Below are 20,265 nucleotides of genomic sequence, written 5' to 3' on the forward strand. Positions count from 1 at the left end.
GCATACTGCCGCGCATGACTTTCGACTCCCCCCTGAGCGCCTGGCAATACGCCGTCGACCACAAGGGCTTCATCCAGGATGAAGCCCAGGAACACGCGGTCTGGGCCTTGCAAAAATGCCATGAAGCCCTGCACGCCGGTGCCCGTTCGGTCACCGGCGTTTACCTGTGGGGCCCGGTCGGACGCGGCAAGACCTGGCTGATGGACCAGTTTCATCAGAGCTTGCGGGTGCCGGCGCGGCGGCAGCACTTTCATCACTTCATGGGCTGGGTGCACCAGCGTTCCTTTCAACTGACCGGGATCGCCGATCCATTGAGGGCCCTGGCTCGTGAGTTGGCGGTCGAGGTGCGAGTGCTGTGTTTCGATGAACTGTTCGTCAATGACATCGGTGACGCGATCATTCTCGGACGACTGTTTCAGGTGATGTTCGATGAAGGTGTGGTGGTGGTCTGCACCTCTAACCTGCCGCCGGATCAGCTGTATGCCGACGGCTTCAACCGCGATCGCTTCCTGCCGGCAATCACCGCGATCAAGCAGCACATGCAAGTGGTCGCGGTGAATGGCGCCGACGATCACCGCTTGCATCCCGGCGCTGTCGAACAACGCTATTGGGTCGCCTCTGCGGGGCAGGGTAGCGAGCTAAGCCAAGTGTTCGACGCCTTGGCCGCCGGGCAACCCGTCAGCACCGAACCAGTGCCGGTCGGTTACCGCGCCCTGAACGTGGTACAGGCCAACGATTCGGTGCTGTGGTGCCGCTATGCCGATCTGTGCGAGCAACCGTTCGCCGCCATGGACTTCATCGCGCTGTGCGACACCTACCGGGCTATCCTGTTGAGCGAGGTGCCGAACCTCAGCGCGAAAAAACGCGAAGGGCGGATCGCCCGTGGCACTGAGGACGGCGCGGAGCGGGTGGTGGCCGGCGATCGCGAATTGCCGCAGTTGTCGGTGCACGACGACGGCGTGCGCCGGTTCATCGCGCTGGTCGACGAGTGCTACGACCGCAAGGTGCCGCTGTACATTGAGGCCGAAGTGCCGATGGACGCGCTGTACACCGAGGGCTACCTGGAATTCCCGTTCCGCCGGACCCTCAGCCGCTTGCAGGAGATGCAGCTGCAACGCTTCGCCGAGACCTGAAACACGGAGGGCGCGACATGACTCAGCCACTGTCCCATCATTTGCTGACCATGGCTTATCAGAACGCCTGGGCCAACCATCGACTGGCCAAGGCCTGGAGCCAGCTCGACGACACGGAGCTGGCGGCGCCACGGGTCAGTTTCTTCCCGAGCATCCGCCTGACCCTCAATCACATCCTTACCTGCGACTGGTTCTATGTCGATGCGCTGGAGCGCGAGTTGCGCGGTGACGAACCGCATCCCGATTGCTACGTGTTCTTCAACGCTGACGAGCCCTTCACCGAGGCGCAGGCCTTGCGCCGTGAGCAGGCCCATGTCGACCGTCGGCTGATCGCCTACTGCGAGCAACTGCGCGATGCCGATCTGGGGCGCATCGTCACCATCGCCCGCGACACGCCGCAACACGACAGTCGTCTGCGGATGATTTCCCACCTTTTCGAGCATCAGATCCATCATCGTGGCCAGGTCCACGCGATGCTCAGCGGCACCTCGGTGAAACCGCCGCAACTGGACGAGTTTTTCTGTGCCGGCGAATCCGGTCTGCGAGCCGAGGATTTCGCCGAGCTGGGCTGGACTGAAGAACTCATCTGGGGCCACTGATTACGTCGGGTTGTGGCCGGGGCCTGCCTCGCGCTAAGGTCGCCGAGCCTATCAGTGTGTATCAAACGCGCCGGGGCCCCGTGCGATCGAGGAAGGAAATGGATTCCGCAGAAATTCTTGTGCTTCAAGCCAGTTACACCAACCCGGTGCATGCCGAGGCCATCGGTGTGGTGCTCAATCATTACGCCGAAGACCCGATGGGCGGCGGCCATCCCATTGCCCCCGAACTGTTGCAGCAACTGCCCGCCGAACTGGCCAAGCGGCCCCACGCGTTCAGCGTCCTGGCGTTCGTCGGTGGCGAGCCGGCGGGGCTGGTGAACTGCTTTGAAGGGTTTTCCACGTTTGCCTGTAAACCATTGGTCAACGTGCACGATGTGTCGGTGGTGACCAAGTTTCGCGGTCTGGGGTTGAGCCAGAAAATGCTGCGCAAGGTCGAGGAAATAGCCCGTCAGCGCGGTTGCTGCAAGATCACTCTGGAAGTACTTGAAGGCAATGCCGTGGCGCAAAACTCCTACGCCAAGTTCGGCTTCGCGCCGGGCATGGTCGACCCCAGTCACGGGCGCATGCTGTTCTGGATCAAGGATCTGCAGGCATAAAAAAAGGCGCCCGGAGAGGGCGCCCAACTGTCATCTGCGGGGCCAGAGCGGAGCCATCGCAGGTCCATCGGTAAAGCGTTCGCTCAAGGGCGATAGGACTCGGTGACCTGGGCCGTCTGGTCGTCCGGAACCTTGAGTTCATTGGTCTTCGCCTCAGCCTGCTGGCTCTGTGCGGAATGAACCGGGAAATTGGCCCAGTAATGTCTCATGCGCTCGGCGCCGCCTTCGGCGAATGCGCTGGCGGATGCGAGGGTAAGCAGGCCTGCAAGAATTGCAGTCGTGGTTTTCATGGTGCCTCCTACGAAAAATGTCGGAGCTGTTCGTCCATGAATCAGGGCCTCGGGGCGCAGTGTCCGTCGAGGGCATTAACAAGAGGTTAACGCTCGTTCAGTGTAGGTTTTACAGGGTGTTTCCACGGCGTATCGGACGAACGCTGCACGCGTGAATGACGCGTGCTGGTCGTAAGGAAGGAGGGGGCAGTGCGGCTGTAAATGTCAAAAAGGGCCGTTTCCGGCCCTTTTCGTTACTGTTGCAGAACCACTTCCGTGGTCGCAGTGGCGGGTTTCTTCGGCTTCATCAGGCTGAAGTCGATCAGAGCCCGCTGTTCGCGTTCGTAAGGGTTGCCGATCAACAGCGGACGCGGCTTGAAGCTGTCGCTGACCACGCTCTTGGTGCGATCCAGTTCATCGAAACTCAAACCGGCCAGGTCCGCCCAGGTGTGGATCAGGTGCGAGCTGCTGTAAGGGCGGCTCAGATCCCCGGCGAAACTCCAGTCGTGGTTTTCACGCCACTTCGGCGACGCCCAGGCCATGAACGGAATGGTGTACATCGGTGCGGTCGGCTTGTTTTCGTTGCGACCCAAGGTGCTGTGGCCGACCGAGTCGAACACGTCTTCACCATGGTCGGAGAGGTACAGCAAAAAGCCGTTAGGATCGGATTTGGCGTAGTCCTTGATCAGGCTCGAGACCACGAAATCGTTGTACAGCACGGCATTGTCGTAGCTGTTGTAGGTCGGCACCTGATCGTCACGCACACCGGCCGGAACGCCGTTGCGATCCTGGAACTTGTCGAAGCTCGGCGGATAACGGTACTGGTAGCTCATGTGCGTACCGAGCAGGTGCACGACGATCAACTTGCGCGGCGCCGCGTCGGCCAGGGCCTTGTTGAACGGTTCGATCACGTCGCCGTCGTACTGGGCGGCGTTCTGGTTGCGGTTGTTGTTCAGGTACACCTGCTCGTCGGCCTGTTCGGAGAAGGTTGTGAGCATGGTGTTGCGTTTGGTCATGGTCTGCTGGTTGGTGATCCAGAACGTCTTGTAGCCGGCCTGTTTCATCATGCTGACCAGCGACGGCGTGGACAGGTACAGGTCCGGGTTTTCTTCGTCGGCGAAGGTCAGCACCTGTTGCAGCGCTTCAATCGTGTAAGGGCGCGGGGTGATGACGTTGTCGAAGATCGACAGCTGATCCTTGAGCTTGTCCAGCTCCGGCGTGGTTTTACGCGGGTAGCCGTAGAGGCTCATGCGCTGGCGGTTGGTGGATTCGCCGATCACCAGCACCAGGGTTGCCGGCTGGTTGGCGCCCGAGTCCTTGAGGTTTTTCAGCGGCGGGATCTTGCTCGCGCTGTGCAGCATGCCCTGCATGTCGGCCAGGGTGTCCTGATAGCGGTGGTACGCCACGGCCATCTGCCACGGCACGGCCGGCTCGATGCGGGTCTCGAATTTCTCGAAACCGCCAGCAAGGCTGCCCGTGCGCATTGTCTGCTTGACCAGCGGGTAGCCGATCACGGCCACCAGAATCGCCATGGCGGCGACGAGTGCCCGGCCACGGGGCAAGTACACCGGACGCAGGCGGGTCCACAGGAAGTACGCGAACGCAGTGTGTGCGAGGAACGCCGGAACCATCCACCAGGCAAAGTACTGGGTCATGTACTCGCCGGCTTCGGACACGTTCGATTCGAACATGATGAAGATGACGCTCTGGGAGAATTCCTGCTGATAGATGAAGAAATACCCCAGGCTGGCCATCGAGCAGGCCCACAGCACCACGCCGATCAGCGCGGCGAGCAAACGAGTGCGTTTGGGGAACAACAGCATCGGCGCGAGCCACACGGCGCTCATCACGAAGGCCTGGCGAAAGCCCGTGAACCCTGAAGTGCCCGTCAACTGGATCAGCAGTTGGGTGATACCGGAGAAGTACCAGAAAAACACGAACAACCAGATAAAACCGGCCCAGTCAAAACCAGTCGCAGGCGTATTGCTGCGTTTGAACACCGCCATTCAGCACTCCAGCTCAGTCGTCACATCCACCGCCGGGCGCTTCATGTAACCGCGTATGAACCCGACGAACGGAGGCCATGCGCAGACACGCACGGCCAGAATGCGCCGGAGTATCAACAAGCCAATGTGAAAACTTTGTTAGTTGCCGAAACAGGCAGGAGGTGCAGCATGTCGGGAACGGCAATGGCCGCTCCCGAAGCGGGCGGGGAGATCAGGCGTGGGGCGAGCGCTGTACGCGCGGCAAGGGCTGTGGCTCGGCGCCTTGGGTCAGCAGGCGCAATTGCGCGAGTTCCTGCTTGAGCTGATCGCGTTCATCTTTCAACTGTCGCAATTCATCGCGACGGATGGTGACGTACAGGGTTTGTGGCGGCATTGCTGTGTGTAGTGTGCCCATTGCTCACCTCGCAAATGGCGTGTCTCAACTGCAGATCAGCCCCGGTTTCGGGCCTTGACCTGCTATCGGCGCCGATTTTGATTTCTTTTGCTCGTGAATGGAACTTTTTTATTTTTCATGGTCGTTGTGTCTTCGGCACGTTTCCAGACGTTATCAGTCTGGATCGGGCACAATGCACGGAAACTTCAACCCGACGCTCTGGACTAACCTCCATTAGTCGCGTTGGGCTATACCTTTGACACACTTTTATTTGTAGTAAGGAGCATCAGCACATGCAACTCGGGATTATTGGACTGGGCCGCATGGGCGGCAATATTGCGCGACGTCTGATGCTCAACGGTCACACCACCGTTGTTTACGACCGCAATACCGCCTTTGTCGACACCCTGGCCGCCGAGGGCTCTACCGGCGTTGCCGACCTGCCTGCACTGGTCGCAGGCCTGGCCAAGCCGCGCGCGGTGTGGGTCATGCTGCCGGCCGGCGCACCGACTGAAGACACCATCGAAACCCTGAGCAATCTGCTCGAGGCGGGCGACACCATCATCGATGGCGGCAACACCAACTACAAGGATGACATCCGCCGCGCCAAGACCCTGGCCGAGAAAGGCCTGCACTACATCGACGTCGGCACCTCCGGCGGCGTCTGGGGCCTGGAGCGCGGCTACTGCATGATGATCGGTGGCGATGCCGAGACCGTTAAGCGTCTTGACCCACTGTTCGCCGCGCTGGCGCCGGGAATGGGTGACATCCCGCGCACCAAGGACCGCAAGTCCGATGACCACCGTGCCGAGCACGGCTACATCCACGCAGGTCCCGCCGGTGCCGGTCACTTCGTCAAGATGATCCACAACGGGATCGAGTACGGCATGATGGCGGCGTTCGCCGAAGGCTTCGACATCCTCAAGACCAAGTCCAGCGAGCTCCTGCCGGAAGATCAGCGTTTCGACCTGAACGTGGCTGACATTGCCGAAGTCTGGCGTCGTGGCAGCGTGGTGTCGTCCTGGCTGCTCGACCTGACCGCCGATGCCCTGGCGGTCGACCCGAAACTCGACGGTTTCTCTGGCTCCGTAGCCGACAGCGGCGAAGGTCAATGGACCATTGAAGCGGCAATGGAACAAAAGGTGCCGGTACCGGTGCTGTCCAACTCGCTGTTCTCGCGCTACCGCTCGCGCGGTCAGGGCACTTTCGGCGACAAGATTCTTTCGGCCCAGCGCTTCGGCTTCGGCGGCCATGTGGAGACTCCGAAGAAATGACCCATACGATCCGCAGGAAATCCAAGGCAGAACCCGCGCCACCGACCACGCTGTTTCTGTTCGGCGCCCACGGTGATCTGGTCAAGCGTCTGCTCATGCCGGCGCTGTACAACCTGAGTCGCGACGGCTTGCTGGATGATGGCCTGCGGATCGTTGGCGTTGACCACAACGCCATTACCGATGAAGCCTTCGCGCAAAAGCTCGAAGACTTCATCCGCACCGAAGTGGCAGCGAAAGTAGGCAAGGGCGATCAGATGCTTGATCCGGCCTTGTGGGCCAAGCTCGCCAAAGGCATCAGCTACGTCCAGGGCGATTTCCTGGACGACAGCACCTATTCAGCCCTGGCGGCGAAAATCGCCGACAGCGGTACTGGCAATGCGGTGTTCTACCTGGCCACCGCGCCACGTTTCTTCAGCGAAGTGGTGCGCCGTCTCGGCAGCGCCGGATTGCTCGAAGAAACCCCGGAAGCCTTCAGAAGGGTGGTGATCGAAAAACCGTTCGGCTCCGACCTGCAAACCGCCGAGGCGTTGAACGCCTGCCTGCTCAAGGTCATGTCGGAAAAGCAGATCTACCGGATTGATCACTATCTGGGCAAGGAAACCGTGCAGAACATTCTGGTCAGCCGGTTCTCCAACAGCCTGTTCGAAGCGTTCTGGAACAACCATTACATCGACCACGTGCAGATCACCGCCGCCGAAACCGTCGGCGTCGAAACCCGTGGCAGTTTTTACGAACACACCGGCGCCCTGCGGGACATGGTGCCCAATCACCTGTTCCAGTTGCTGGCCATGGTCGCCATGGAACCGCCGGCGGCGTTCGGCGCCGATGCGGTGCGCGGCGAGAAGGCCAAGGTCGTCGGTGCGATCCGCCCTTGGACCACCGAGGAAGCACGGGAAAACTCGGTGCGCGGTCAATACAGCGCCGGTGAAGTCGCTGGCAAACCGGTATCCGGTTACCGCGACGAGAACAACGTCTCGCCCGACAGCACCACGGAAACCTACGTGGCGCTCAAAGTGATGATCGACAACTGGCGCTGGGTCGGCGTGCCGTTCTACCTGCGCACCGGCAAACGCATGAGCGTGCGCGACACCGAGATCGTCATCTGCTTCAAACCGGCGCCGTATGCGCAGTTCCGCGATACCGAGGTCGACGAATTGCAGCCGACCTACCTGCGTATCCAGATCCAGCCCAACGAAGGCATGTGGTTCGACCTGCTGGCCAAACGGCCGGGGCCGGCGCTGAACATGGCCAATATCGAGCTGGGTTTCGCCTACAAGGACTTCTTCGAAATGCAGCCGTCCACCGGCTACGAAACCCTGATCTACGACTGCCTGACCGGTGACCAGACGCTGTTCCAGCGCGCTGACAATATCGAGAACGGCTGGCGCGCGGTGCAGCCGTTCCTCGACGCCTGGCAACAGGACGCGAGCGTGCAGAGCTACGCCGCTGGCGAAGACGGGCCGAAAGCCGCCGATGATCTGCTGACTCGCGATGGTCGCGTCTGGCATGGTCTCGGATGAGCGAGCCGATCCGTTTTCTGTTGAGTGACATGGACGGCACGCTGTTGCTGCCCGATCACAGTCTGAGCCAGCGCACCATCGATGCCGTTCGTGCGCTGCGCGAGGCGGGCGTGCTGTTCAGCCTGGCCACCGGGCGCCCGCCCAAAGCCATGCTGCAGCAGATCGAAGCGCTGGGCGTCGACCTGCCGACCGCGGCGTTCAATGGCGGCACGATCGTCAATCCGGATGGCAGCATTCTGGTTGCGCATTACCTGCCGGCCACAGCAGCGTTGACTGCACTGGCGTTGTTCGCCGATCAGCCGGATGTCGAAATCTGGGTGTTCAGCGGTGGCGACTGGCTGCTCAAGGATCCGCACGGGCCGATGGTGCCGCGCGAGCAGCACGGGCTCGGTTATCCGCCGGTGGTGGTGGAGAGCTTCGAGCCGTATCTGGAACGTATCGACAAGATTGTGGCGACCAGCAACAACACTGAACTGCTGATCGAACTGGAGGCGCAGTTGCTGCCGAAGGTCGAAGGGTTGGCACAGGTGTCGCGCTCGCAACCGGTGTACCTTGACGTGACGGCGCTGGACGCCAACAAGGGCGCTGCGTTGGCAACCTTGGCCGCGCATTTGGGCGTGCCGCTGGCGCAGACCGCTGCAATTGGCGATGGCGGCAATGATCCGGCGATGTTCCATGTTGCCGGGTTGTCGATTGCCATGGGGCAGGCCGAGGACGCGGTGAAGCGTCAGGCCGACGTGGTGACGGGGTCGAACACAGAGGATGGCGTAGCGCAGGCCATCGAAAAGTACCTCTTGCCGCACTGATCGAAGCATAAAAAAACGGGAGCCCCAGGGCTCCCGTTGTTGTTTCTACAGCCAGTAACTCACGGCGTACCAGCCGAGCAATCCCATCACCACGGTGTAGGGCAACGCCATCCACACCATCCGCCCGTAGGACAAGCGCACCAGCGGTGCAATCGCCGACGTCAGCAGAAACAGAAATGCTGCCTGACCATTGGGCGTCGCCACGCTCGGCAGGTTGGTGCCGGTGTTGATCGCAATCGCCAGCGTCTCGAAGTGTTCGCGGCTCATGTGGCCGGACAGGAACGCCTGTTTCACTTCAGTGATGTAGATTGTTGCAACGAACACGTTGTCACTGATCGCCGACAGCAGACCGTTGGCGATGAACAGCATCCCCGGCTGCTGATCGGCCGGAAGTGCCAGCACCCACTGGATCAGCGGCGCAAACAGTTGCTGGTCGTGAATCACCGCCACCACGGCGAAGAACACCACCAAGAGCGCGGTGAACGGCATGGCGTCCTTGAAGGCGCTGCCCAGTCGGTGCTCGTCGGTGATGCCGGTGAAAGCCGTGATCAGCACGATCACCATCAGGCCGATCAAGCCGACTTCAGCGATATGGAACGCCAGCCCGGCAATCAGGATCAGCGCAGCGCAGCCTTGCACCAGCAGGGCGGCGCGTTGGCGCGGGGTGCGCTCTGCGTTGTCTTCAGCGGCGTAGTTAGCCAGCACGACGCGTACGTTGTCCGGCAGCAGCGTGCCGTAGCCGAACCAGCGCAGTTTCTCCAGCAGCAGGCAGGTCACCAGTCCCGCGACCAGCACTGGTAGCGACACCGGCGCGACTTTTTGGAAGAATTCGGCGAAGTGCCAACCCATCTCATGGCCGATCAGCAGGTTCTGCGGTTCGCCCACCAGGGTGCAGACCCCGCCCAATGCAGTGCCGACAGCGCCGTGCATCAACAGGCTGCGCAGAAAGGCACGAAACTGTTCCAGATCCTCGTGATGCAGTTGGGGCAGATGCTGGTCATCGCTGAATTCGCTGTCCTGGCGCGGATCGTTGCCGGAGGCCACCCGGTGGTAAACCGAATAGAAGCCCACGGCGGCGCTGATGATCACTGCGGTCACGGTCAGTGCGTCGAGAAACGCCGACAGAAACGCCGACAAAAAGCAGAACATCAGGGCCAGCAGCGCCTTCGAACGCACGCCCAGCAACAGGCGCGAGAACAGAAACAGCAGCAGGTCTTTCATGAAGTAGATGCCGGCGACCATGAACATCAGCAGCAGAATCACCGGGAAATTGTGCTGCAGCTCTTCATACAGAGCCTGCGGCGTGGTCATTTTCAGCAGCAGTGCTTCGATCAGCAGCAAGCCGCCAGGCATCAGCGGGTAGCACTTGAGCGCCATGGCCAGGGTGAAAATGAACTCGATCACCAGCAACCATCCGGCGGCGACGGGACCTGCGGCCCACAGCACAAGCGCATTGAGTAGCAGAAACCCGACGATGCACGCCTTGTACCAGCGGGGTGAATGCCCGAGAAAGTTGTGCGCGAACGCCTGGGCCATCGAACCGGACATTGGTTGCTCCTTGTATTAAGAAGCGCGCAAGTTGCCGTAAGCGATGGGCAAGATCAAGTGTGGGAAGGTTCGCATCAGTGATTCAGATAACGTGCGACCACTGCACGGTGGTTGCCATCCAGCGTATAACCGCCCACCAGAATTTCGCCATTCGTTTGAATCGCCACTGAAGTAGCGGTATCGAGGCTGCGCCCCAGCCGCGTACGCAACCAGCCATTACCGGAACCGAAGCTTCGATCAAGGCTGCCGTTGGCCAGATAGCGGGCGACGATAAAGTCAGCTTCAACCCCGCCGATCGTCGCGCCGACCGCGATGATGCGCTCGTCCGGCATCACTTGTGCCGCGCTCCACTGACATCCGCTTGGGCCGACTTCCAGCAGGTGTGGCTGACCACCGTTGCAGTGCAGGTCGGGGCGACCGTTGCCGTGAACAGACTGCGCCATGCATCGGATCGGATCGCGACTGCTGCCAAAACAATGCAGATGCTCTGCCGATTCGATGACCTGATTGACCAGCGCACTGCGCCCGTGGACTTTGAAGGCCAGAAAACCGTCTACTGCGAAGCGTTCGTCGAGTTGCCCGTCCGGCAGATAGCGGGCGAGCAGGCCTTCCTGTGGGAAATCGATGGAGCCGGCCACCACGATTCTTCCGTCTTCTTGCAACAGCAGGCCGCCGAGCCAGGTATTGAGCAGCAAGTGGCGAACCATGACGAATCCGCGACCGTTGAAGGAGGGATCCAGGCGGCCGTCGGGTTTGAGGCGAATCAGTATGCCGACGTGATCGGCCAGTTCGAAGTGATGGTTGGCGATCAGCAGGATATGCCCGTTGGGCTGCACCGCGAAATCACAGGCTTCGGCGCCCGGAACGCCCGGCGGGAGCCAGGCATCTCGGGTGCCCATGGACAGGTCGCCGGGTAGGCGGACAATTTTCCGGCCGTTGTCACCAAAATCCGGGTCAGGGCGGCCCTGGGCATCGAACAGAGCCAAGGCGGGCAGGGAGCGATGTTCCGATTCGTAGTGCAGACCCGCCAGCAGAATTCGCCCGTCTGGCAAGACCTGCACCTTGCTGCCGGTGGCTTCGAAACCGGCAGCGAACCGGCCGATCACGCTGCCTTGAAAACCGAACTCCAGATCCGCCGAGCCGTCTTCGAGCAGGCGGGCCAGACCGAAACGGCTGCCTTGAGCGGTGCCCACCTTGGCGGCGACCAGAATCCGACCTTGCCCATCGAGCGCCACGCTCTGAGTCAGGCTGGACGTACTGCCGGAGAAGTAGACCTGCGCCACACCGTTGCTGGAAAAGGCCTTGTCGAGTTGTCCGGCGTTATTCGCAAGCGTCGGCAGCGCTATGGCGATCTGGGATGACATGCATGCTTCTCCTCGCGAGTCGACCGATTTCCGGGAGGCGGAACGGGTAACTGCATGAGCGGAACATTCAATCCCTGAATACGCGCAAGTACAACTGACAGAACTAACAGGTGGAGGGTCGCACTGTGCCAGAACAGTGTCTTTTTGAACCAGTCGCAAGCCTGCCAAGCATTCAGGCGCGAAAGTATTGAGGAAAGTTGTACAAAGAGACTGAAGTTGGAAAAATAACCGCAACTAACAGAAGAGGGCGGATGACTTGATCGTCATCCGCATTGCCCGCAAATATCAGTGTGGCATCGACCACGATTGCAGCGCGTAACCTTCTTCGCTCAGTTCGGCGCGGGCTTGTTGCAGCAGGTGTTCAAGTTGCGCCGGGTCAGAGTAGGCACTGCTTGGAATCTGAGTACGACCGATGTGAGAGTTGGTGCGGTCGATAACGGTCAGGCTCAGTTCGCCATTGCCGTCTTGTGGTGCCCAAGCGACGCATTGAAAAGGTTTAAATGCGCGGTTGGCAATCAAAAGAGCTTCGTTGATACGGAGCGGGGCGGTCATGGGGTCTTCTCTCTATTAGTGCCCAATCAAGTGATGTGCCGTCGGTTGGGCTTACCGTTCGGCGAGTTACTTGTACTGATGCACGCAACCCGCTGGCGGGTCACACAGAATCTGAAGAAATTTCGACTTTCTTTCATACACTCAATATTCAGACAGGTTTTGAAAGCCTGGCGAAAGGATCAAGTCGATAGCTAACTAATAAACCGGCTTCTTATAACTGCTTCACTTGTACATCTATAAGCAATCGATACAAGACGCCGTCAAATTCTTGCTAATGTAACAGTCAGGTTTGCCAAATGACTGTTTTTACGATCATTTCCTAAAATTTGGCGCCAAGGAACAGTCATGAGCGAAGCGCCTGCATTAAGACGTTTATTGGTCGTCGACCCGTGCGACGACTGTCACCGATTGCTCCCGGGTTTACGTGCCGTGGGTTGGGACGTCGACAGTTGTAGCCTGGAAAATGCCGCCGATCGAAGCTGCGATGTCGGCCTGTTGCGGTTACAGCCTTTTCACCTGGAACGCCCCGAAGCCGTCAAAGAGCTGATCAGCCGCAGCGGCACCGAATGGATCGCCGTGCTGAATCAGGAAGTGCTGCGCTTGCAGAACGTCGGCGATTTCGTCTGCGAATGGTTTTTCGATTTCCATACCTTGCCGTTCGACGTGTCACGGGTGCAGGTCACCCTTGGCCGCGCGTTCGGCATGGCGCGCCTGCGCGGTCAGGGCACGATTCACGTGGATCAGCCGGAACATGAGCTGCTCGGCGACAGCAAACCGATCCGTGAGCTACGCAAGTTGCTGAGCAAACTGGCGCCCACCGAGTCACCAGTGCTTATTCGTGGCGAAAGCGGGACCGGTAAAGAATTGGTCGCCCGCACCCTGCACCGACAGTCGCAACGCCACAGCAAACCGTTTGTGGCGATCAACTGCGGAGCGATTCCCGAACACTTGATCCAGTCCGAGCTGTTCGGCCACGAGAAAGGCGCGTTCACCGGTGCGCATCAACGCAAGGTCGGGCGTATTGAAGCAGCCAATGGCGGCACCTTGTTTCTCGATGAAATCGGCGATCTGCCGCTGGAACTGCAAGCCAATCTGTTGCGCTTTCTGCAGGAAAAACACATTGAACGGGTGGGCGGCAGTCAGCCGATACCGGTGGATGTGCGGGTGCTGGCGGCGACTCACGTCGACCTCGAAGCTGCCATCGAGAAGAAACGCTTTCGTGAAGACTTGTACTACCGGCTCAATGTGCTGCAAGTAGTCACCGCGCCTTTACGCGAACGCCACGGCGACCTGTCGATGCTGGCCAACCATTTCTCCCATTTCTACAGCCACGAAACCGGCCGTCGTCCGCGCAGTTTCAGCGAAGACGCGCTGATCGCCATGGGCAAGCACGATTGGCCGGGCAATGTCCGCGAGCTGGCCAACCGCGTACGCCGCGGTCTGGTACTGGCCGAAGGACGGCAGATCGAGGCCCGAGACCTGGGGCTGATCAGCCAACAGTCGATCGCTGCACCGATGGGCACGCTTGAAGACTACAAGACCCGCGCCGAACGCCAGGCGTTGTGCGACGTATTGAACCGCCACAGTGACAATCTCAGTGTGGCGGCCAAAGTGCTGGGGGTTTCCCGGCCGACCTTCTACCGTTTGCTGCACAAGCACCAGATCCGCTAGGGCGCGGTGCTTCCTGAAGACAGGAAGCTGAAAAGGCCCGCTGCGATGCAAGTCGCAGCGGGCCTTTTCATGATGTTGCTGTTTAAAAGTAGTACGGGAATTTCAGGCTGAAGGAGAAGTCCGGGGCATCGTCCGTCATGCCGATGGACAGGTTGGGCACGATGGTCAGGTTGTCGGTGGCCGCAATGGTCATGCCGACGTTGAAGTAACCGGCATTGGCGTCGCTGGACACCACCGATTCCCAATCCCCGCCATCCTGTTTCAGCTTGCTCTTGCGTTGCACCAGGTCAGAGACGGAGAACGACATACTCATCTTCTCGTTCAGAGCGAAGGCAACACCCGCGCCAATCTGGAAGCTGTCGCCGATGCGTACCTTGCCCGGGTTTTTCTGGTTGACGGTCGAGCTGATGTCGTCGAACGATTCCTCGAAGTTATGGGTGTAGGACAGGCTGCCAAACAGCACGGCCGGGTCAAACGTCTTGACCAGCGAGATGCCCGGGGTGATCGACCAGACGCCGTTGCCGGTGGGCAGGGTGTCAGGCACGAACAGGTTCGAGTTGGCATCGGTCTGGCGCAGCTTGATCCCGAACGGGTCCTTGCCCGTAGGCGCCTTGACCCGTAAGGAAACCACGGCGTCCGGGGTATTGACCGACTCGTCCAGGAACTTGTACGCAATGCCGAAGTTGACGTCGCCGATAGTCGGATCGCGGCTTACGTCCTGTTCGGTGGTGACGTTTGAGGCGCCGCCGTTGCCGCCGCCGGACTGATAGGTCGATTCACGGTAGACCACCGGCACGTTCAGGTCGAACTGCCAGCGGTTGTCAAAGTTGTAGCGTCCCGTCAGGTCGAGGGTCCAGGTGTCGGCCTTGATCCGGTCGAGGTTGATGTTGCCGAGGAAAATCGAGTCCAGGGCGAGGAAGCCGTTGAGAATCAGCTGGCGGGTGTCGTAGCGTGAATAGGTCACGCCGGTTTCAAAGCTGAACTTGCCGCCGCCAAAGAAGCCGCTGGCTTCGTCGTACAGGTTGGACACACTCTGTGCCGGTTGTGAATCGTCGGCCAGCGACTGGCCATAGGACGCGCCACTGCCCCCGGCGGCGCCCCCCGACGCTGCTGCAGCCCCGGTCCCTGCGGCCACCCGGTTGCCTTTCATGTCCGAAGGCGATTTTGCCAAGCGTTTTGGGGGCGGGGAGGCGGGTTGCTCTTCGACCTGGCGGACCCGTTGTTCGAGCACCGCCAGGGCTTTCTGTTGTACTTCGTATCGTTGCTTAAGCTCCAGAAGTTCCTGTTTCAGGGCTTCTACATCGGCGTCGGGTGCAGCTTGCAGCATCGCCGCGGGTAGAAGAGTACTCAAACATACAGCAGCACGCAGTGATACTGATCGATACATGAATAAGCCGTCCCTTTAAGCCCAATGATCGAGACTCAGCGTAGTTCAATATCCGATGTTGCGTAGTGCCCTGAGTTGAGTCAGGTTGCAGTCCAGTGCGCCGGCACTCATGCCGTTATTGTTAAGGACAACGTTGAGTTGTGTCAGGTTGTTGACTACGTTCGCGTTACCCAGCAGACGGGTGTTTTGCAGCAGTCCGCCCTGGGCGACCTGTTGCAAGGCTGTACCCTGATTGCCGGAGGCCTGAATGGCCATTTGCACTCCGCCATTTGTGGCTGAAACCGCGACGCTGCCAGCGCCGTTGCTGCCGGAAATGGTCTGGCCGGCCATCAAGGCCTGGCCCTGGGCAGGCATCAGTGCAGGTGCCTGACTGGCTTCTTTGACGTTGATCGCAACGTTGTTGTAGGCGGCGTTGCCGTCGCCAGCGGCGCGCACACTCTGCGTCACGCCCTGGCTGGAGTTGAGTCCCGCGCCACCCACGACCGAGCCAGTCCCCAGTTCCGGGGTACTGCCATTGCCGTGTTCCTTGATGGTCGAGACGTAGAATTCGGGTTTTACCGAAGCTGCCTGCAATTGCATCGTGGCCGAGGCCCCGATCAGATCTCCACTGGCGTTGCGCCAGGTACTGCTCATGACGACACCGAAGCTGATGATCCGGCCCGGCATGACATAGCGACCGCGTAGCTCAGCGAGCTCCTGGTCCTTGATTTCGATGGGTTTGAATCCTGCATTGGCATAGCCTGACGCGCTCGCTGCCAGGCAGGCGGCGGCCAGCCAGTATGAGGTTTTCATCTGCTGCTCCCGGGACATCCAGCCCCACTCTTGTAATCGGCGATTAAAAGAAGTCGCTCTGTATGAACCCGAAGTCCATCAATTCAGCATCTTTGACCGGGTTGAAGGCATCCAGCTTGTTTTTGGCCGTCACCGGTACCGGAGGGCTGCGCAAGGCATTGGCCTTGTCATATCCGGGGCCGACGATGGCAAAGACAATGCCGTTCCAACCTTTGACAAAGTCATCATGGGAGTAGCGTTTGTGTCCTAAAACCGGGTCTCCGATGTAAACCCAATCCTTGTCCGCCCGCTGCATCACCACGAAATGCTTGTAGCCGCGAATTTCCATCAGTACCACCACCGGGATCGTGACTGCGTCGAGTTTTTCCGGCGGAATCTTGTAGCCCCTGGCGCGCATGCCGATGCTTTCTATGTAGCGTTTCATGTCCAGCATGGAAAAACCCTGAGTACGAACAAGGTCCTGGTCAGCGTTGACCAGCATGCCTTTGATGATGTGCTCCTCATCGACGTCGAGCCAATAAGCCTGGCGCAATACCGTGGCCAGTGCGGCGGCGCCGCAGCTGAAGTCGGTTTTCTGTTCGACGATGTCGGCAAACTTGCGCTCACGAATGCTTTGCACGTTCTTGTAGACGAGTGTGCCGCCAGGCAGGGCGGCAACGGGCATCTGGGCAGCCTGGGTCAGGCCGCAGAAGCAAAGCAGAGCGAGGAGGGCAGTCTTACGCATGATCGATACGCCTTTGGGACTGAGGAAAAGCCCCGTTTCCGGGGCTTTCGTTTCGATCGCGATTACATGCAGGCTTTGCAACCTGCGGCGATGGACAGCGAGTTGCTTTGTTGGTTGCCAACACCAGCGGCGTTGTTGTAACCAGCGTTACCCGAGAAGTTGTTACCAACATTGGAGATGGAAGCGTTGTTGGTCACAGGGTTTTTCCAGCCATCAGGGGTCATCACTTGTTGAGTGGTCACACCTGCCAGGCCAAAGACGCCCACTGCTTCGAATTTGGCTTTTTGATCTTTGTCGCCACCATGGCCTCTGTCGTTATTGCCATATCCGCCATGACCGTGATCGTCGTCTTCGATTTTTGCAGTGCCCTTCGCGTAGAACGCGCCAGCCCCGGCGAAAGTACCGGTGAGGGTATCTTTTTTGTAGGTTTGAGTGCCGTTGTTGGCTACGGTCAGGCCAGTGGAGGTTTGGTTCGCAGCAGCAGCGGCGTTAGCTACACGACCACCCGATACAGCAATTGCCAGGTTGTTTTTCTGTTGGTTGAAGTTGCCGGCACTGTTGTTCACGCCAATGTTGCCGGAACCGCCGTTACCCACGTTGTTGAGGTTGGCGTTGTTTGTGGTGGAGTAGTTCGCAACGGCGTTGTTGGTGTTGACTTGAGTTGCGCTGGAGACCGACACCGCAGAGCCGAAGATGAAACTTTCATCGGCAGTGGCCAGAGCGGCGGCATTGTCTTGCTGGTTGCCATCGCCGGCGGTGTTGTTCATGCCAACGTTGCCGTTGGTGCCATTGGCCGAGTCGCGGACGGAGGCATCATTTTTGGTGCCTTGGTTGCCGACCAGGTTGCCAGAGCTGCTTTGCGTGTCGAGCACTGCCGCCCCGGCGCCAGCGCCGATTTGCAGCAGTTGTTCCAGGGTTGGGCCTTTTGGTTCATGGTTGCCATGCCCGTTACCATGACCGTGATTATCATCACGACCGCCTGCCTGTGCTGCGATTGCCATCACTGCTGCGAGTGCGAAAACCAGTGGTTTGAGGGCCATTGTAGGTTTCATGGTGTTTCTCCGTCGTGCTTATTAGTTGGTTAAGTGTTGGTACTTTCTAATTGCACTGCTTTTGTTGTTTGGGTCAGTCAGCGACCCGGATGCTCAGGGTGTTAGCCATTCGGTTCCCCACCCCGGCACTCTGGTTCACCTGGATTACCCCTTGGCTGCCGGTGAAGGCCTGATCACTTGTCGTGACCTGGCGACTGCCGGGTGAGGTGCCAGTTGCTCCTGAGCTCGGTAACAACGCCACGTTCTGTTGGGAAAGGGCGCTATCGTCAACGCTCTGCGGGGCAGCACTGATGCTGACGCGCGTAACGTTGGCCATCTGGTTGTTGGCCCCGGCGCCCTGATTCACGCCCAGGATTCCGTTGCCATTGCTGAAAGAGTTGCCGCCAATGGTGGCGCTGGCATTGCCAGTGCGCTCGGCGGGTGTGTTGATGTGCTGGATGACACTGGTGGTCGCACTGGCATTGGTGCCAATGGCGATTGCTTTGGTATTGGTCTGTTGCATCTGGTCGCCTGCCGCCTGGTTGACGTTGTAGTTGCCGCGATACTGGATGCCGGTGTCTTGAATGTTCGCGTTGTTCACAGAGCTTGGGTCGGCCATGACGCTGGTGCAGCCGAGGAGGGCGAACAGGAGCAGAGAGCGATTCATTTATTGGCCTCCAGCCATACGGGTCAGCGGAGCAAGACCGGAGCTCATGGCACGGTTGACGGTATTGGAGATCGAGCCGCCGGCGCCGCCGCCGTGACCACCTCCCATGCCTGGCAAACCATTGGGGTTGGTTACAGTGTTCATGCCGGGGATGTTCGAAGTCGGGGTGGTGATGCTGCCGCGAATCGAGGAGCCGCTGGCTACACTGGCAAATTCACCGTCGTTGAGTTCGGTGCTGGTCATTGCTTGACCGATGCGGCCCGAAGGATTGGCATTGACGGTGGTGGGGTACGGGTCTTTGCCGCCGCTGCGGCCGATCGGGATCGGCTGGACGTCACGATTGAGCACGATCACGCCATTGCCTTCGGCCTGAACGTTGAAACTGAGAAACGGGCTGGCGGCTGATCCGATCAGCAGAAGGCAGGTAAAGGCTTTTTTGATATTTCCCACGGTGGCAATTCCTTCTTCAGTGGGCTGGCCTGGTCAGCGTTGTGAAGGTGAGAGCGAAAGCTGTGCCGCTTTTGAAATATCTTTGAATTTCAGTGCCTTGGGTTGGATTAGCGCAGGGCTGATACAAAAACTGTTTCAACGCTGAAACAGGCCAGGACCTTCCCCGCCCCCCATAGCCATTGCAAAGCTCTGGGACAAGGGTTTGCAGGGCAGTGTTTCAACCGCGTAACAAGTCGGATGACAAAGGCATGAAGGGCGCTGAGACGGGCACTTTGCACCCGAAAGAGTGTTTCAGGAACGGACACTTTGGCCCCAAAACAGGGGGCTGCGGCGGGGCAAACGCCCCGAAAACCGGGTCAGTCCGCGAGCAGGGCGCGGACCGCGTCGAAGGCTTGCTGCTGGCGTTCGAGCCAGTTGCCCTGAATGATCTGCAAGGGTTGGTGATGGATTTCCAGCCAGGTCCGGGTGGCCTGATAGAACGCGAGCCGTTCACTGAAATCGGGCTGGCAGCGCTGACCATCGTCCGTCCACTCGATCTGCTCGGGGGAGAGCAGCAGGTGCAAGTCGTAATGACGGGCCAGCAATTCGGTTTCCAGCCAGGGCGGGCAGTCGCCGAACAGGGTCTGGCTCCACAGAATGTTGCTCAACAGATGGGTATCGAGAATCAGCAATTGCGGCTGCTGCGTGCGTGCCGCGTCTTCCCATTGCAACTGGCCGCGCGCGATCTCGGGGATATCGGCCAGGCAAGTATCCCGCTGGTTCTGCTCGATGAACCAGCGCACATACTCGTCCACCCGCAAACCGCCGAACTGCTGTTGGATTCCAGCCGCCAGCCAGCTCTTGCCCGTGGATTCGGGGCCGGTCAGAACGATTACTTTCATCGTTGCAACGCCGGATCGGCACGCCATTCGCGCCAGCCTTGCACCGCGATCAGGGTGAACAGGGCATACAGCGCCGCCGTGAGGTACAGCCCTTTATAGAGGAACAGCCCGACGAAGATCACATCCAGCACGAACCACAGCGCCCAGCATTGCAGGCGCTTGTGGGCCATCCAGAATTGCGCGACCAGGCTGAAACCGGTCAGCGCCGCGTCGAGCCACGGTTGCGCAGCGTCAGTCCAGTGGGCCATGGCCGCGCCCAGTAACAGACTGCCCACCGCGCCGATGGCCAGGCCCTGCGCAATCGAGCGATTGTCGAGCCGGCTGACTTCGCGCCCGTCATGCATCGTCCCGGCCCGTGTCCATTGCCACCAGCCATAGATTTGCAGCCCGGCATAAACCACCTGCAGCAGCATGTCCGAATACAGCTTCACCTCGAAGAACACCCAAGTGTAGAGCGACACCATGACCAGCCCGATCGGCCAGCACCACGGGTTCTGTTTGACCGTGAGCCACACGGCGATCACGCCGAGAGCGGCGGCAAACAGTTCAAGCCCGGACATGCAGAATCCTTGGGGGGAATAAAAGAGGGAGCGGATTGTACCGAAAAACAGGTGGGAAACGA

At 59.7% G+C, this 20,265-nt stretch carries 21 protein-coding genes; 7 read left to right on the top strand and 14 right to left on the bottom strand.

What is annotated here, in order from left to right:
* Positions 1 to 14: 14 nt before the first annotated feature.
* The 3 genes from zapE to GQX66_RS22770 all read left to right on the top strand — a co-directional run bounded on the left by zapE (position 15) and on the right by GQX66_RS22770 (position 2,328).
* A complete protein-coding gene (gene zapE / locus GQX66_RS22760) occupies positions 15 to 1,133 on the top strand; it encodes a cell division protein ZapE (RefSeq protein ID WP_240871631.1) in 1,119 nt (372 codons plus the stop codon).
* A 17-nt stretch (positions 1,134 to 1,150) separates the two neighbouring features.
* Positions 1,151 to 1,732 carry a DinB family protein gene (locus tag GQX66_RS22765; protein ID WP_039768171.1) on the top strand — a complete coding sequence of 194 codons (582 nt, stop codon included), beginning with the start codon at positions 1,151 to 1,153 and terminating at the stop codon, positions 1,730 to 1,732.
* A gap of 98 nt (positions 1,733 to 1,830) precedes the next feature.
* Positions 1,831 to 2,328 (top strand): GNAT family N-acetyltransferase, encoded by a 498-nt coding sequence (locus GQX66_RS22770; protein ID WP_240871634.1) that lies wholly within the window; start codon positions 1,831 to 1,833, stop codon positions 2,326 to 2,328.
* An 83-nt stretch (positions 2,329 to 2,411) separates the two neighbouring features.
* Here GQX66_RS22770 and GQX66_RS22775 read toward each other — a convergent pair whose 3' ends face one another.
* The 3 genes from GQX66_RS22775 to GQX66_RS22785 all read right to left on the bottom strand — a co-directional run bounded on the left by GQX66_RS22775 (position 2,412) and on the right by GQX66_RS22785 (position 4,997).
* The gene (locus tag GQX66_RS22775) at positions 2,412 to 2,618 is read right to left on the bottom strand and encodes a hypothetical protein (RefSeq protein ID WP_085603949.1); all 207 of its coding nucleotides are present in this window, start codon (positions 2,616 to 2,618) and stop codon (positions 2,412 to 2,414) included.
* Positions 2,619 to 2,851: 233 nt separating this feature from the next.
* Positions 2,852 to 4,603: a phosphoethanolamine transferase CptA gene (locus GQX66_RS22780; protein ID WP_240871639.1), complete on the bottom strand. Its 1,752-nt coding sequence runs from the start codon at positions 4,601 to 4,603 to the stop codon at positions 2,852 to 2,854.
* 211 nt (positions 4,604 to 4,814) lie between these two features.
* Entirely contained in the window at positions 4,815 to 4,997 is a 183-nt protein-coding gene (locus GQX66_RS22785; RefSeq protein WP_240871641.1) for a DUF6026 family protein, read from the bottom strand.
* Positions 4,998 to 5,269: 272 nt separating this feature from the next.
* On the opposite strand from GQX66_RS22785, the gene gnd reads away from it, so the two are divergent.
* The 3 genes from gnd to GQX66_RS22800 are packed head-to-tail and all read left to right on the top strand — an operon-like array spanning position 5,270 to position 8,576.
* Positions 5,270 to 6,250: a phosphogluconate dehydrogenase (NAD(+)-dependent, decarboxylating) gene (gene gnd, locus GQX66_RS22790; RefSeq protein ID WP_085696368.1), complete on the top strand. Its 981-nt coding sequence runs from the start codon at positions 5,270 to 5,272 to the stop codon at positions 6,248 to 6,250.
* Complete coding sequence (zwf, locus tag GQX66_RS22795; RefSeq protein WP_240871651.1) at positions 6,247 to 7,770, top strand: glucose-6-phosphate dehydrogenase; 1,524 nt, start codon at positions 6,247 to 6,249, stop codon at positions 7,768 to 7,770. Before gnd ends, zwf begins: the two co-directional genes overlap by 4 nt.
* Positions 7,767 to 8,576, top strand: a complete 810-nt coding sequence (locus tag GQX66_RS22800; protein WP_240871654.1) for an HAD family hydrolase — start codon at positions 7,767 to 7,769, stop codon at positions 8,574 to 8,576. Before zwf ends, GQX66_RS22800 begins: the two co-directional genes overlap by 4 nt.
* 45 nt (positions 8,577 to 8,621) lie before the next feature.
* Here GQX66_RS22800 and nhaB read toward each other — a convergent pair whose 3' ends face one another.
* From nhaB to GQX66_RS22815, 3 genes are all read right to left on the bottom strand, one after another.
* A complete protein-coding gene (gene nhaB / locus GQX66_RS22805) occupies positions 8,622 to 10,124 on the bottom strand; it encodes a sodium/proton antiporter NhaB (RefSeq protein ID WP_102686237.1) in 1,503 nt (500 codons plus the stop codon).
* A 74-nt stretch (positions 10,125 to 10,198) separates the two neighbouring features.
* Positions 10,199 to 11,488, bottom strand: coding sequence for a hypothetical protein (locus GQX66_RS22810; RefSeq protein WP_129972768.1), 1,290 nt, complete (start codon positions 11,486 to 11,488; stop codon positions 10,199 to 10,201).
* 285 nt (positions 11,489 to 11,773) lie between these two features.
* On the bottom strand, positions 11,774 to 12,040 hold the full coding sequence (locus tag GQX66_RS22815; protein ID WP_085683766.1) for a hypothetical protein: 267 nt from the start codon (positions 12,038 to 12,040) through the stop codon (positions 11,774 to 11,776).
* A gap of 345 nt (positions 12,041 to 12,385) precedes the next feature.
* On the opposite strand from GQX66_RS22815, the gene GQX66_RS22820 reads away from it, so the two are divergent.
* Entirely contained in the window at positions 12,386 to 13,711 is a 1,326-nt protein-coding gene (locus tag GQX66_RS22820; RefSeq protein ID WP_007957480.1) for a sigma-54 dependent transcriptional regulator, read from the top strand.
* An 82-nt stretch (positions 13,712 to 13,793) separates the two neighbouring features.
* On the opposite strand, the gene GQX66_RS22825 is transcribed toward GQX66_RS22820, so the two are convergent.
* From GQX66_RS22825 to pnuC, 8 genes are all read right to left on the bottom strand, one after another.
* The gene (locus GQX66_RS22825; protein WP_085745782.1) at positions 13,794 to 15,098 is read right to left on the bottom strand and encodes a transporter; all 1,305 of its coding nucleotides are present in this window, start codon (positions 15,096 to 15,098) and stop codon (positions 13,794 to 13,796) included.
* 45 nt (positions 15,099 to 15,143) lie between these two features.
* Positions 15,144 to 15,890: a hypothetical protein gene (locus GQX66_RS22830; protein WP_085745781.1), complete on the bottom strand. Its 747-nt coding sequence runs from the start codon at positions 15,888 to 15,890 to the stop codon at positions 15,144 to 15,146.
* A 43-nt stretch (positions 15,891 to 15,933) separates the two neighbouring features.
* Positions 15,934 to 16,614 (bottom strand): C39 family peptidase, encoded by a 681-nt coding sequence (locus GQX66_RS22835; protein ID WP_007957477.1) that lies wholly within the window; start codon positions 16,612 to 16,614, stop codon positions 15,934 to 15,936.
* A 62-nt stretch (positions 16,615 to 16,676) separates the two neighbouring features.
* Positions 16,677 to 17,666 (bottom strand): heme utilization protein, encoded by a 990-nt coding sequence (locus GQX66_RS22840; RefSeq protein ID WP_102718818.1) that lies wholly within the window; start codon positions 17,664 to 17,666, stop codon positions 16,677 to 16,679.
* A gap of 73 nt (positions 17,667 to 17,739) precedes the next feature.
* Positions 17,740 to 18,312: an adhesin gene (locus GQX66_RS22845; protein WP_240871657.1), complete on the bottom strand. Its 573-nt coding sequence runs from the start codon at positions 18,310 to 18,312 to the stop codon at positions 17,740 to 17,742.
* Positions 18,313 to 18,762, bottom strand: a complete 450-nt coding sequence (locus GQX66_RS22850) for a hypothetical protein (RefSeq protein ID WP_085745779.1) — start codon at positions 18,760 to 18,762, stop codon at positions 18,313 to 18,315. It abuts the gene before it with no gap.
* A 356-nt stretch (positions 18,763 to 19,118) separates the two neighbouring features.
* The gene (locus GQX66_RS22855; protein WP_085745778.1) at positions 19,119 to 19,643 is read right to left on the bottom strand and encodes an AAA family ATPase; all 525 of its coding nucleotides are present in this window, start codon (positions 19,641 to 19,643) and stop codon (positions 19,119 to 19,121) included.
* A complete protein-coding gene (gene pnuC, locus GQX66_RS22860; protein ID WP_007957471.1) occupies positions 19,640 to 20,203 on the bottom strand; it encodes a nicotinamide riboside transporter PnuC in 564 nt (187 codons plus the stop codon). The genes GQX66_RS22855 and pnuC overlap by 4 nt, the downstream gene beginning before the upstream one ends.
* Positions 20,204 to 20,265 lie beyond the last annotated feature (62 nt).

The organism is Pseudomonas sp. B707 (genome assembly GCF_022496685.1).
In the GTDB taxonomy this organism is placed as follows: Bacteria; Pseudomonadota; Gammaproteobacteria; order Pseudomonadales; family Pseudomonadaceae; genus Aquipseudomonas; species Aquipseudomonas paraglycinae.